We start from the raw sequence: 12,631 nt of genomic DNA on the forward strand, positions 1-12,631 counted from the left end.
CCCGCCGGCGGGCCCCGACCGGGTCAGGACGCCGTCACCCGCCGGGGCGACGGGTCAGCTGACGGTGACGCTCGGGGCGCCCGCGGACTCCTCGTCGACCGGCTCGCCCATCTCCTCGGCGATGCGCATGGCCTCCTCGATGAGGGTCTCGACGATCTGGCTCTCGGGCACGGTCTTGATGACCTCGCCCTTGACGAAGATCTGGCCCTTGCCGTTGCCGGACGCGACACCGAGGTCGGCCTCACGCGCCTCACCGGGACCGTTGACGACGCAGCCCATGACGGCCACGCGCAGCGGGACGGTCATGCCCTCGAGCCCGGCGGTGACCTGCTCGGCCAGCGTGTAGACGTCGACCTGCGCGCGGCCGCACGAGGGGCACGAGACGATCTCGAGCTTGCGCGGCTTGAGGTTGAGCGACTGCAGGATCTGGTTGCCGACCTTGACCTCCTCGACCGGCGGAGCCGACAGGGAGACGCGGATGGTGTCGCCGATGCCCTTGGAGAGCAGCGCCCCGAACGCGGTCGCCGACTTGATCGTGCCCTGGAACGCCGGCCCGGCCTCGGTCACACCGAGGTGCAGCGGCCAGTCGCCGCGCTCGGAGAGCAGCTCGTAGGCCTTGACCATGACGACCGGGTCGTTGTGCTTGACCGAGATCTTGAAGTCGTGGAAGTCGTGCTCCTCGAACAGGCTCGCCTCCCAGACGGCCGACTCGACGAGAGCCTCGGCGGTGGGCTTGCCGTACTTCTCGAGGAGCCGCTTGTCGAGCGAGCCCGCGTTGACGCCGATCCGGATCGAGACACCGGCGGCCTTGGCCCGCTTGGCGATCTCGCCGACCTGGTCGTCGAACTGGCGGATGTTGCCCGGGTTGACGCGCACGGCGGCGCAGCCCGCGTCGATCGCGGCGTAGACGTACTTGGGCTGGAAGTGGATGTCGGCGATCACCGGGATCTGCGACTTGCGCGCGATGGCCGGCAGCGCCTCGGCGTCGTCCTGGCTCGGGCACGCGACGCGCACGATGTCGCAGCCGGCGGCGGTGAGCTCGGCGATCTGCTGGAGCGTGGCGTTGATGTCGGTCGTCGGGGTCGTGCACATCGACTGCACCGAGATGGGGGCGTCACCGCCGACCTCGACCTTGCCGACCTTGATCTTGCGGGTCTTGCGACGCGGCGCGAGCACGGGGGCTGGCAGGGACGGCATACCGAGACCAACAGTCATGTCACCCATTATCCGGTATGCCGTGACGTCCCGTGTCCGCGCACCCTCACCGAGCGCTCGGGACGCCACTCGACCCGAGTTCGTGTCGCTGGACCCGCGTCGGCACCTCGGGTCGAGCACAGCATTATCGGGTCACCCGATAATGCTGGCCGCGCCATGGCGTCAGCCGCCGAGGTCGATGGGGTTGACGATGTCGGCGTAGATGAGCAGCGCCGACATGACGAGCAGGCCCAGCGAGACGGCATACGCGACGGGAAGGGCCTTCGCGACGTCGACGTGACCGGGGTCGGGGTTGCCGCGCATCCGCGCCCAGCCCTTCTTGAGGCCCTCCCAGATCGCGCCCGCGACGTGGCCGCCGTCGAGGGGCAGCAGGGGGATGAGGTTGAAGACGAAGAGCATGAAGTTGAGCGAGGCGATGAGCATGACGAGGAACCAGGCCTTGTCACCCCACGACTCCCCCACGATGTTGTCGAGCTTGCCCGCCGAGACGTCACCGGCGACCCGGCCGACACCGACGACCGAGATCGGGCTCTCGACGTCGCGCTCCTTGCCAGAGAAGGCGGCGTTCCAGACACCGACCATCTTCTGCGGGATGCGGACGATGGCGCTGGCGGTGCGCCAGAGGTTCTCGCCGATGATCCCGGGCACGGCGGTGACCGGCTGCGTCTCGTAGTCGAGGACCGCCGACGAGCTGATGCCGAGGTAGCCGGTCTCGATGACCTTCTGCTTGCCGTCGGCGCCGAGGATCGGCTGGCCCTGGTCGTCGTAGGCGGGGAGCGTGTTGAGGATCGGGGTGACCGACAGGGTGCGCTCGGCGCCGTCACGGACGACGACGACCTCGGTCGGCTGGTCCACGCGCGGGCGCACGATGCGGCCCACGTCGGCCGAGGTCTTGACCGAGACGCCGTTGATCGTGCGGATCTCGTCGCCCGGGAGGATGCCCGCGGCGTTGGCCGGGGTGTCGGGCGCGCCCGCGCAGCTCGGGTCGGTCTGGGCCGCGTCGGCGCTCTTGACGCACTGGGCGACGGCGGCGACCCGGGCGCCGTCCTGCACGGCGAGCATGCCGTGGGCGGTGACGAGGGTCGTGAGGAGCACGGTGCCGATGACGAGGTTCATGAACGGCCCGCCGAGCATGATGATGATCTTGCGGTGCACCGGCAGCCGGTAGAAGACGCGGTCGGCGTCACCGGGGCGCAGCTCCTCGAGCGAGGCCTTGCGCGCCTCGTCGGCGAGCTGGCTGAACCGGCCGGTCGAGGAGACGCGGACCTTGGTCGGGTCCTCGCCCGGCCGCGGCGGGAACATGCCGATCATCCGGATGTAGCCGCCGAGCGGGATCGCCTTGATGCCGTACTCGGTCTCACCGCGGCGGCGCGACCACACGGTCGGCCCGAAGCCCACCATGTACTGGGTCACGCGCACACCGAACTTCTTCGCCGGCACGAGGTGGCCGATCTCGTGCAGGCCGATCGAGGCGCCCACCCCGACGGCGAGGACGAGGACGCCCACGATGTAAGCGAGAACGGTCATGGAGTCTGCGTGCCTTCCAGCAGGGTGCGGGTGGTGCGGCGGTGCGGGTGGTGCGGTGCCAACCGGTGCGTGGCGGTGCGAGCGGGCTCAGATGCCGAGCTCGGTGGCGGCCTGCCCCCGGGCCCAGACGTCTGCGCTGAGCACTCCCTCAACGGTCGACGCGTCGAAATCACTCCCAGTATGCGCTCCGGCATGCGCGTCGACGACCCGCTCGACGGCGTCGACGATGTCGACGAAGCCGATCCGGCCCTCGTGGAAGGCGTCGACCGCGACCTCGTTGGCGGCGTTGTAGACGGCCGGGAACGTCCCGCCGGCCTCGCCCACCTGTCGCGCCAGCCGCACGGCGGGGAACGCCTCGTCGTCGAGCGGCGCGAAGTCCCACGACTGCACCCTCGACCAGTCGCACGGCTCGTCGACGTCGTCGAGCCGCTCGGGCCAGGACAGCCCGAGGGCGATCGGCACGAGCATCCGCGGCGGGCCGAGCTGGGCGATCGTGGAGCCGTCGCGGAACTCGACCATCGAGTGGATCTGCTGCTGCGGGTGGACGACGACGTCGATCCGGTCGAAGGGGATGTCGAAGAGCAGGTGCGCCTCGATGACCTCGAGCCCCTTGTTGACCAGGGTCGCCGAGTTCGTCGTGATGACCCGGCCCATCGAGAAGTTCGGGTGCGCGAGGGCCTGCTCGGGGGTGACGTCCGCGAGCTCGGCGCGCGTGCGACCCCGGAACGGGCCGCCGCTCGCGGTGACGACGAGCCGCCGCACCTCCTCGGCGCGACCGCCACGCAGCGACTGGGCGATCGCCGAGTGCTCCGAGTCGACCGGCACGATCTGGTCGGGCTTCGCGGCCCGCTTCACGAGGTCGCCGCCGATGATGAGCGACTCCTTGTTGGCCAGCGCCAGCGTCGAGCCCGCGGCGAGCGCGGCGAGCGTGGGCCGCAGCCCGATCGAGCCGGTGATGCCGTTGAGGACGACGTCGGCACCGTTGCCGGCGGCGGTCACGGCGGCCTCGTCCCCGACCACGATCTCGGGCGCGTATGCCGTGAGCCCCAGCCTCGCGGCATACGCACCGATCGCGGAGCGCACGTCCTCGACCGTGCCGGAGGCCACGGCGACGAGGGGCACCTCGAAGTCGACGGCCTGGCGGGCGACGAGGTCGATGTTGGCGCCGGCGCTGATCGCGGTGACGGTGAAGCGGTCACGGTTGCGGCCGATGACGTCGAGGGCCTGCGTGCCGATCGAGCCGGTCGAGCCGATGAGCGAGACGGTGCGGGCGCTCATGCGCCACCCCCGGCGGTGCCCGGGGCGCCCGCGGTGCCGACGGCGCCGACCTCTCGCGAGGCCTCGATCGCAGCACGGCGCGACAGCCGGTGCTCGCGGCGGATCTGGGCCTCGCGGAAGCGACGTCGCTCCTCCGCCGTCTCGAGGTCGAGCCCCGGGACCGGCTTGGTCCGGCCCTGCTCGTCAAGCGCGACGAATACGAGATAGGCGCTGGCGACGTGGGTGCGCTCGGTGATGGCGTCCCACCGGTCGACCTCGACGCGCACTCCGACCTCCATCGACGAGCGTCCGGCCCAGTTGAGCTGGGCGCTGGTGTGCAGGATGTCGCCGACGCGCACCGGGGTGAGGAAGGTCATCTCGTCGAGCGCCGCGGTGACCGCGGGCCCACCCGCATAGCGGTTCGCGACCACGCCGGCGGTGCTGTCGACCGCCTTCATGAGGACTCCGCCGTGGATGTTGCCGAGGAGGTTGGCCTCGGTCGTGCTCATGATCTGGGAGAGGTTGACGCGGGTCTCGCTGGGTGTCGTCACACCCCCCATCCTGCCAGCGTGCTCAGCCCGGCCCGGGCGCCTGCCAGCCCGGGTCGCGACCGGTGCGGGCCAGCACCCGGTCGAAGTCGGTCGCCCACCTCACGTCGACCGCAGGGCCGAACATGCCGGGTGTCCCGCTCGGGTCGAACCCCTCGACGTAGGAGGTGAGCACCGCGACGCTCGGGTCGTCGGGCACGAACTCCTGCCCGGTCGCCCGGGCGAGGTCCCAGCCGTGCAGGACGATCTCGCTCAGCGCCACCACGCCCATGACCTCGGCGGGTGCGTCGAACCCACCGGCCCGGGTCATGCCGGTCCACGCCTCGGGTCGCTGCCATGCCGTGGCGAGCCGGCCCGCGTGCCGGGGGACCTCCTCGCGCCACCCGGGAGAGGCCTGCGGCCATCCCTGCTGGTCCGGGTTGGTGTCGGTGAGCGGCCCGAGCTCCTTGTCGGCGCTGGCCCGGAACGCCTGGGTCAGGCCGTGCAGGTGCGCGAGGAGCTGCGAGACGGTGCGACCCTCGCAGGGCGTGAGGTCGTCGAGCTGGGAGTCGTGGACGTCGCGGACGACGTCGCTGAGCCGCTGCGCGGCCGATGCCAGGTCGGGGAGGTTCGCCGGTGTCTCCATGCCCGTCACCGTCCCACAGGCGTGCGACATCCCGCTCGTCGTCAGCGCTCGATGATGGTGACGTGGACGCTCGGGTGCTCCTCGTCGAGCTCGGCGAGGACCGACTCGATGCCGGTCGCCGCGCGCGGGTCCTCCCGGCGCAGGGCGGCCGCCTCGTCCCAGACGATCTCCCACTCCCCCTCGCTCTCACGGGCGAGGGTGTCGAGGCAGTCCGCGAGGGCGTCGAGGTTCATGCCGAACCACTCGGGGAAGTTGAGCGCCTCCGAGAAGGCCTCGAGCGTCTCGGACTTCGTCGCCCGGCCGCGCACGACCTGGACCTGCCGGCCCTCCTCGACGGCGTCGGCGACGAGTCCGTCGAGGTCGACCTGCGCACCGAGCACGCGCATCACTGGCCCTCCTTGATCTGCCGGAAGCTGTCGTAGTGGTCGTCGGTCCAATAGCGGTCGCCCGCGCTGCCACTGATGATCCGGCGGGCGCCGCGGTCGTCCGATCCCGGTGTCAGGACGGTGTACTCGCGGTAGTAGCCGCGTCTCTGCTCGGGCAGGATGCCCTCGCGGTTCTGGAAGGTCTTGTCGTCCTGGTCGTACGGGTAGGGCCCTCCCGCGCGGACGAGCTCGAGCGTCGCCCGGGCCTCCCGGGGCAGGCGCGACTCCGCGACCGTGTCCAGTCCCGAGTCGGGCGTCCCGAGGACCGAGGGGTATGCCGTGGGGCTGGGTCGCGCCGTCGCCGTCGCCCGCGCGCCCTGGTCACCGTCCGTCGCGCCCGACCCGTTGCGGTTCGCGGCCCACCACAGCCCGACGACGAGCACCGCGACGAAGAGCGGCACGAGCCACGTGAGGCTCGAGCGGCGTCCGGCCACGGGTGGGGTCACGCCCGCCATTGTGCCCGGTCCGGCGTCCCCGTCACGGAGGGCGCCACGGCGGCTCGACGGCGGCTCGACGGCGGCTCGACGGCGGCGCCACGCACCCGCAGCGCTTTCGCAGTGGAATCGCAGCACCGCCTCGCACGCTCCCAGTCATCCCCGCAGCCCACGAGTGATGAGGTCCGCATGATCGATGTGACGAGGTCCGGCAGCCCACGAGCACCACTCGGGCGGCGGGTCTTCCTCGCCGGTTCGGGGGCCGCGGTGCTCGCGGCGGTCGGGGCCCGGCCCGCGAGCGCGGCCCTGCCCGCGGTCGACATGGAGGAGGTCCTCCTCGCCGCCCATTGGGATCCGGTGAAGAGCGGCACCGGCATCACCGCCGGGGCCGGGCCGAGCGTGACCCTCGTCGAGCAGGCGCTCGTCGCACGGGGTTTCCTCGACGGGCAGTACGTCGACGGCCACTTCGGGACCGTGACCCGCACGGCATACGCCTCGTGGCAGCGGTCGCTGGGTTACACCGGGCTGGGTGCCACGGGCCTGCCCGGCAAGGCGTCGCTCACGTCCCTCGGCGCCCAGCGGTTCTCGGTGAGCCGCCCGGTCACGCCCGGGTCGCGGACGACGTTCCAGGGCTTCCCGTTCAACTCTCGGACGGTCGCGATGCTCGCCGAGGCACGCGTCCTCGCCGGCAAGGCGTTCGTCGTCGAGCAGGGCTCCTACTCCCCCGGCGTCGACCCGACCTCCAGCGGGACCCACGACGGTGGCGGCACCGCCGACCTCGACGCCGAGGCCCTGACCGCCCAGCAGCGCACGGCAGCCGTCACGGCGCTGCGCCGGGTCGGGTTCGCCGCGTGGCTGCGCAGCCCGAGCCAGGGCAGCTGGCCCTGGCACATCCACGCGGTCGCCACCAACGACACCGACCTCTCACTGGCCGCGCAGAAGCAGGTCGGCGCGTACTACGAGGGCCGCAACGGCCTGGCGAACAACGCCGCCGACGACGGGCCGCAGGTCACCAAGGTCACCTGGGAGCAGTACCTCCGCAACCGGGCCTAGGCCCCCACCGGGTCGGCCGCCCCCCGCCACTCATCCACGTCGCAGTCCGTCCTCAGGAGAGTCCATGAGCACCCGCCGTCCCGTCCGTCGCACGTCGTTCCTCCTCGCACCGCTAGCCGCCCTCGTCATGATCCTGTCCGGCATCGCCCTGCCCTCGGCCGCCCAGGCCGCCGGACGCGACGGCGTCTGCAACGACGGCGAGTTCTGCTACTACTACAACAGCGACCAGGCCGGGTCGGTCTCCGACTTCACCGGGTCGATCGGCGACTACGGCGCCACCCAGCCGAGCTGCTACGAGTTCAAGGGCGCCGGCAACGGCAAGGGGATCTGCGTCAAGAACAACGCCGCGTCCGTCTACAACCGCTCCAGCAAGCCCGTCACCGTCTACTACAACAGCGACTACCAGGGCACCTCGCAGACCATCCCCGCCGGGGGGCGGGCGAACCTCATCGCGGCGCTCAAGAACAACAACGCCTCGCACGGCTTCTCGCTCAACAACCAGCAGGCGGCGTTCAACCACTTCGTCAGCGGGGGCTACACCAAGGTGCAGGCCGCCGGCATCGTCGGGAACCTCATGCAGGAGTCCGGCAGCAGCATCGACCCGAGGGCCAGCCAGCCCGGGGGCGCCGGTCGCGGCATCGCACAGTGGAGCGTCGGCGGTCGGTGGGACCGCTACGCCAACGACAACGCGGTCTGGTACGCCGCCCAGCAGGGCCAGTCGGTGTGGTCCCTCAGCCTCCAGCTGAAGTTCATCACCTACGAGCTCAACACCTTCCCCGGCTACGGCAAGTCCACGCTCAGGGCTGCGACGACCATCGATGCCGCGGTCCGGGCGTTCGAGTCGAAGTTCGAGATCTGCGGCGACTGCCAACACGCCACCCGCGTGCGCTACGCCCAGCAGGTCTACAACGCCTACGCGTGAGGCGACCGACCGGCATACCTCTTGAGAGGTATGCCGGTCACTCGTGCGGCGGACGACCCCGCACCGCGGTCGACCTACCCTTGACGGGTGAGCGACGTGTGGGGGGACGAGAGGCCGACGCGACGCCAGCTCCTCTTCGACGTCGCCGTCGCCCTCCTGTTCGGCCTCGTGATGTTCGCGATCCACGTGAGCATCGGCGCCGGCGCCGCCGCGGCGACGGTCCTGCTCGCGGTCGCGCTTGGCGTGCGTCGTGTCTCGTGGCAGCTCATGTCGGCGTTCGCGGTCGCCGGGTCCCTCGCCCAGGTGATCGCACCCGGGATCGCCTACCTCGCCACGACCGCGTATGCCGTCCTCTTCGCGACGCTCGGCTCGCACCGCGACCTTGCGGCCCGGCGGTTCGGGCTGGTCGCCGCGGCCGTCGCAGTCGTCGGTGCGGCGACCTACGGGGCGCTCGGTGGGGCGAGCGAGTTCGGGACCGGGCGCCGCGTCGTCATGGCCGTGGCGCTCGGCTCGACGGCCGCGGTGTTCTGCTTCGGCGGGTGGGCCTGGGGCTACCTGCGCTGGCAGCAGCGGCAGTCCGTCCAGGCACGCATCGACGCCCGGATCGAGGCCGTGGAGCGCCGCCGGGTGACCGAGCTCTACGACATCGAACAGGAGCGGCTGCGGATCGCGGCCGACATGCACGACGTCGTCGCGCACTCCTGGGCCGTGGTCGCCGCACAGAGCGACGGCGCGCGCTATGCGTTGCAGGACAGCCCTGCTGACGCCGCGCGTGCGCTCGAGGTCATCGGTGAGACGGCCCGGGCCGCCATGGGGGACCTGCGCACGATCGTCGCCCAGCTGCGCGACCCCGCCCTCCAGCCGAGCACTCCCGGCTCCGCCCAGCAGACGGCGCTCGTCGAACGGATGCATGCCTCCGGGATGGACCTCCGCCTGGCCGAGCACGGCACCCCGGACGGGTCCCCGCTCGTCGCGCTCACGGCATACCGGCTCCTCGGAGAGGCGCTGACCAACGCGCTCAAGCACGGTGACCTGAGCCGGCCCGTCGACGTCCAGGTCGACTGGACCGACGGCTACCGTCTCACCGTGACCAACTCGATCGGACCCGCTCCCGAGGAGCCTCGCGCAGGCGGGCACGGGCTGGTCGGCATGTCCGAGCGGGCGCACGTGGCCGGCGGGACGTTCTCGGCCGGCCGCGACGGCGACGTCTGGCGCGTCGAGGCGCACCTCCCGACGTCCTCGTCGTCCTCGTCGTCCTCGACGTCGGCGCACGACGGGACGGCCCGCGCATGACGATCCGGGTCGCCCTCGTCGACGACCAGTCGCTCTTCCGCGCCGGCATCGCCATGGTCGTCGCGAGCCAGGACGACCTCGAGGTCGTGGGCGAGGCAGGTGACGGCGACGAGGCGGTCGCCCTCGTCGAGGACGTCGGTCCCGACGTCGTCCTCATGGACGTTCGGATGCCGCGCGTGGACGGGGTCGAGGCCACCCGCCGGATCCTCGCCCGCTTCGGCGCGGACGCCCCCAAGGTGCTCGTGCTCACGACCTTCGACCTCGACGAGCTCGCTGCCGACGCCATCGAGGCCGGCGCGTCCGGCTTCATCCTCAAGGACACCCGGCCCGAGCTGCTGCTCGCAGCGATCCGCACCGTGGCCGAGGGCACCCAGGTGGTCGCGGCGGGCGCGACCCGGGCCGTCTTCGAGAGGTTCCGCCGGCGCGCGACGAACGCGACCGGCGCCGACTACGAGCGGCTCACGCCACGCGAGCGCGAGATCCTGCTCCGGGCCGCCCAGGGCCTGTCGAACGCCGAGATCGCCGCCGCCGAGTTCCTGTCGGAGGCCACGGTGAAGACGCACGTGTCACGCATCCTCACCAAGCTCGCGCTGCGCGACCGGGTCCAGCTCGTCGTCTACGCGTACGAGCACGGGCTGCTCTAGCCGCGCGACTGCGCGACGAACTCGGCGATCGGGCGGAGCTGTCCCAGCGGCGCGAAGAACCCGAGCACCCCTTGGTCCACGACGAGCCGCTGCACTCCCTGCGACATGAGGTGGTCGGTGGTCTCGAGCACGCTCTGCGGCGCGACGGCGAGCGCCTGACCGGCCTTCTCCTCGGCGAACCCCATGGTGAGGGCGCACTCGCGCGCACGGGCGCCCGACGTGAACGCGAGCAGGGAGGGCACACCGTCGACGACCCCGACGACCGGCGAGACGTCCGGCAGGGTCCCGCGCGCGATGAACCACCACTTGTCGAGCCCGAACATCGCACCCCAGAGCGCGCTCTGGGCGTCGACGTCGGCGCCCGAGGTCCGGACGACCTCCGCGAGGGAGTCGATGGACGGGGTACCCGTGGCGTCACTCATGACGGTCAGCGTACGGACTCTCCGGCATACATCGCTCGACGGACGCAGGATCGCCCCGGAGGCCGATGTGCCAAGACGTCCCTGCGCGAAGAATCGACGGCATGACATCAGGAGCAGTGCAGCACAGCAGAACTCAGCCGGTCGTGTCGTTGCGGCGCGTGTCCCGAATCTATGGCGAGGGCGTCGGCAGGGTGGCCGCCCTCGACGAGGTCACCGTCGACATCCACCGCGGAGGGTTCACCGCGATCATGGGTCCGTCGGGCTCGGGCAAGTCGACCCTCATGAACGTCGCCGCCGGACTCGACGACGCCACCAGCGGCGAGGTGACCCTCGCCGGCGCGCCGATGACCCACCTCGACGACGATGCCCGGACGACGCTGCGGCGCAACGAGATCGGCTTCGTGTTCCAGGCCTTCAACCTCGTGCCGACGCTCTCGGCCCGGGAGAACATCCTCCTGCCGTTCGAGCTCGCCGGACGCCGGGTCGACGCCGAGCAGCAGCAGTGGATCGACCACCTCGTCCACACGCTCGGCCTGCGCGAACGCATCGAGCACCGCCCGAGCGAGCTCTCCGGCGGCCAGCAGCAGCGGGTCGCCATCGCCCGTGCCCTCGCCTCGCGCCCCGCGGTGATCTTCGCGGACGAGCCCACCGGGAACCTCGACTCGCGCTCCTCGCGCGAGGTGCTCACGCTGCTGCGCACCGCCGCCCGTGAGTACGGCCAGACGATCGCCATGGTGAGCCACGACCCGGTGGCGGCGTCGTACGCCGACCGGATCCTCGTCATCGCCGACGGCCGGCTCGTCGGTGACCACGGGTCCCTGACACCACAGGAGATCTCGGACCTGCTCATCGGATTCGAGGTCGGTGCGGCATGAGGCGCAACCTCGTCCTCGGCAGCCTGCGCGAGCTGGGCACGGTCGCCCTCGTCGCCGGGCTGTGCGGCGCCTACGCCGCGACGCTCATCACGACGTCGTCGATCCTCACGACGATGAGCGAGGAGTCGGGCGGCTCGGTCGGGCTCCTCCTCGGCATCGTCGCGGGCGTGTTCGTCCTCATCGCGCTCTACGTCGGCGCGATCGTCATCGTCGGCGCGGTCGACACGGTCGTCTCCGGACGGTTGCGCCACATCGCCCTGCTCCGCCTGCTCGGGGCGCGCGGCCGGGAGCTGCGCTCGTCGGTGATGCGCGGCACGGCCGGTGTCGGGGCCGGTGGTGCGCTCGTCGGACTGCTCCTCGGCACCGGCCTCACGCACGCCGTGCGGGCCGTGCTCGTGTCACGTGGCACCCTGCCCCACGCGGCATACGCGTGGTTCAGCCCGCAGCTGCTCGTGGCGTTCGCGGCGATCAGCGCGTCGGCGACGGTCGCCGGGTGGGTGGGCTCGCGAGGTGTCCTGCGGGTCTCCCCCGCGGTCGCCCTCGCCGGGACCGCGGCGCACACCCCCGCGACGCTCCGGTCCTCTGTCCTGCGTGCGCTGACGGCCGTGGTCGGCATCGTCGGCGGACTGCTCGTGCTGGCGCTCGGCGCCGTGCTCGGCGAGTCGAACCCGGGTGCGGGCTTCGTGCTCGCGTTCCTCGGTGCGGCCGGCTCCGGCACCGGGTTCCTCGTCGGTGCGCGGTTCGTCATCCCGAGGGTCGTCGCGACCTTCAGCCGCACCCTCGGCGCCGACCCCGCGAGCGTCGTCGCCCGGCGCAACGCGCTCCTCGATCCGCTGCGGACCACCCGCTCGACGATGGGGCTCGTCATCGGCGTCACCCTCGTGACGACCTTCGCCTCGGGGATGTCGGCCCTGCAGGCCAGCGTGGCGTCGTGGGAGCTCGACCCCGGCCAGCGGGACGAGGCCGAGCGTGCCCTGGCGGTGACAGGGACGGTGCTCGTGTGCATCATCGTCATCTCGTCGGTCATCGCCGCCGTCGGCTTCGTCAGCACGATGTCGCTGAGCGTCATCCGGCGTCACCGCGAGATCGGCCTGCTGCGCTGCCTCGGGTTCACCCGGCGCCAGGTCCGGACGATGATCACCAAGGAGTCGGTCGCCCTGTCGGCGTCGGCGGTGCTCTTCGGGATCGTGCTCGGTCTCGTCTACGGCTCCGCGGGCGCCCAGGCACTCATCGGCGCACCGACCGAGGGCCTGGTCTGGGGTATGCCGTTCGCGGTCCTTCTCGTCGTCGCCGCGGCCGGCGTCGTGCTCGTCCTCGTCGCCTCGCAGGGTCCGGCCCGTCGGGCCGTGGCTGTCGCTCCCGTCGAGGCCCTGCGCATCGACACCTGACGC

At 71.7% G+C, this 12,631-nt stretch carries 14 protein-coding genes; 6 read left to right on the forward strand and 8 right to left on the reverse strand.

Translation table 11 applies throughout. The features are described 5' to 3' along the window. Positions 1-54 precede the first annotated feature (54 nt). The 7 genes from ispG to KLO01_RS00420 form a co-directional block, all read right to left on the reverse strand. On the reverse strand, positions 55-1,215 hold the full coding sequence (ispG, locus tag KLO01_RS00390; protein WP_147061580.1) for a flavodoxin-dependent (E)-4-hydroxy-3-methylbut-2-enyl-diphosphate synthase: 1,161 nt from the start codon (positions 1,213-1,215) through the stop codon (positions 55-57). A gap of 162 nt (positions 1,216-1,377) precedes the next feature. Continuing rightward, positions 1,378-2,742, reverse strand: a complete 1,365-nt coding sequence (locus tag KLO01_RS00395; RefSeq protein ID WP_147061581.1) for a M50 family metallopeptidase — start codon at positions 2,740-2,742, stop codon at positions 1,378-1,380. 87 nt (positions 2,743-2,829) lie between these two features. Further along, the gene (dxr, locus tag KLO01_RS00400; RefSeq protein WP_147061582.1) at positions 2,830-4,020 is read right to left on the reverse strand and encodes a 1-deoxy-D-xylulose-5-phosphate reductoisomerase; all 1,191 of its coding nucleotides are present in this window, start codon (positions 4,018-4,020) and stop codon (positions 2,830-2,832) included. Beyond that, positions 4,017-4,550: an acyl-CoA thioesterase gene (locus tag KLO01_RS00405; protein ID WP_222611899.1), complete on the reverse strand. Its 534-nt coding sequence runs from the start codon at positions 4,548-4,550 to the stop codon at positions 4,017-4,019. The genes dxr and KLO01_RS00405 overlap by 4 nt, the downstream gene beginning before the upstream one ends. Before the next feature lie 22 nt (positions 4,551-4,572). Further along, positions 4,573-5,172: a TIGR03086 family metal-binding protein gene (locus KLO01_RS00410; protein WP_147061584.1), complete on the reverse strand. Its 600-nt coding sequence runs from the start codon at positions 5,170-5,172 to the stop codon at positions 4,573-4,575. Between the two features lie 41 nt (positions 5,173-5,213). Next, complete coding sequence (locus tag KLO01_RS00415; protein WP_147061781.1) at positions 5,214-5,558, reverse strand: barstar family protein; 345 nt, start codon at positions 5,556-5,558, stop codon at positions 5,214-5,216. Beyond that, complete coding sequence (locus KLO01_RS00420; protein ID WP_147061585.1) at positions 5,558-6,052, reverse strand: guanyl-specific ribonuclease; 495 nt, start codon at positions 6,050-6,052, stop codon at positions 5,558-5,560. Before KLO01_RS00420 ends, KLO01_RS00415 begins: the two co-directional genes overlap by 1 nt. 168 nt (positions 6,053-6,220) lie before the next feature. Between KLO01_RS00420 and KLO01_RS00425 the strand changes: the two genes are divergently transcribed. From KLO01_RS00425 to KLO01_RS00440, 4 genes are all read left to right on the forward strand, one after another. Beyond that, positions 6,221-7,084 carry a peptidoglycan-binding protein gene (locus tag KLO01_RS00425; RefSeq protein WP_147061586.1) on the forward strand — a complete coding sequence of 288 codons (864 nt, stop codon included), beginning with the start codon at positions 6,221-6,223 and terminating at the stop codon, positions 7,082-7,084. Positions 7,085-7,148: 64 nt separating this feature from the next. Beyond that, complete coding sequence (locus KLO01_RS00430; protein WP_246135978.1) at positions 7,149-8,006, forward strand: phage tail tip lysozyme; 858 nt, start codon at positions 7,149-7,151, stop codon at positions 8,004-8,006. A gap of 87 nt (positions 8,007-8,093) precedes the next feature. Then, positions 8,094-9,299, forward strand: coding sequence for a sensor histidine kinase (locus KLO01_RS00435; RefSeq protein WP_147061587.1), 1,206 nt, complete (start codon positions 8,094-8,096; stop codon positions 9,297-9,299). Further along, positions 9,296-9,943 (forward strand): response regulator, encoded by a 648-nt coding sequence (locus tag KLO01_RS00440; RefSeq protein ID WP_147061588.1) that lies wholly within the window; start codon positions 9,296-9,298, stop codon positions 9,941-9,943. The genes KLO01_RS00435 and KLO01_RS00440 overlap by 4 nt, the downstream gene beginning before the upstream one ends. On the opposite strand, the gene KLO01_RS00445 is transcribed toward KLO01_RS00440, so the two are convergent. Further along, a complete protein-coding gene (locus tag KLO01_RS00445) occupies positions 9,940-10,365 on the reverse strand; it encodes a hypothetical protein (RefSeq protein ID WP_147061589.1) in 426 nt (141 codons plus the stop codon). The genes KLO01_RS00440 and KLO01_RS00445 overlap by 4 nt on opposite strands. A gap of 101 nt (positions 10,366-10,466) precedes the next feature. Between KLO01_RS00445 and KLO01_RS00450 the strand changes: the two genes are divergently transcribed. Continuing rightward, the gene (locus tag KLO01_RS00450) at positions 10,467-11,240 is read left to right on the forward strand and encodes an ABC transporter ATP-binding protein (protein WP_147061590.1); all 774 of its coding nucleotides are present in this window, start codon (positions 10,467-10,469) and stop codon (positions 11,238-11,240) included. Beyond that, positions 11,237-12,628 (forward strand): ABC transporter permease, encoded by a 1,392-nt coding sequence (locus KLO01_RS00455; protein ID WP_147061591.1) that lies wholly within the window; start codon positions 11,237-11,239, stop codon positions 12,626-12,628. Before KLO01_RS00450 ends, KLO01_RS00455 begins: the two co-directional genes overlap by 4 nt. The last annotated feature ends 3 nt before the right edge of the window (positions 12,629-12,631 follow it).

Origin of the sequence: Knoellia locipacati, assembly GCF_007992835.1 — a bacterium.
Lineage (GTDB): Bacteria > Actinomycetota > Actinomycetes > Actinomycetales > Dermatophilaceae > Knoellia > Knoellia locipacati.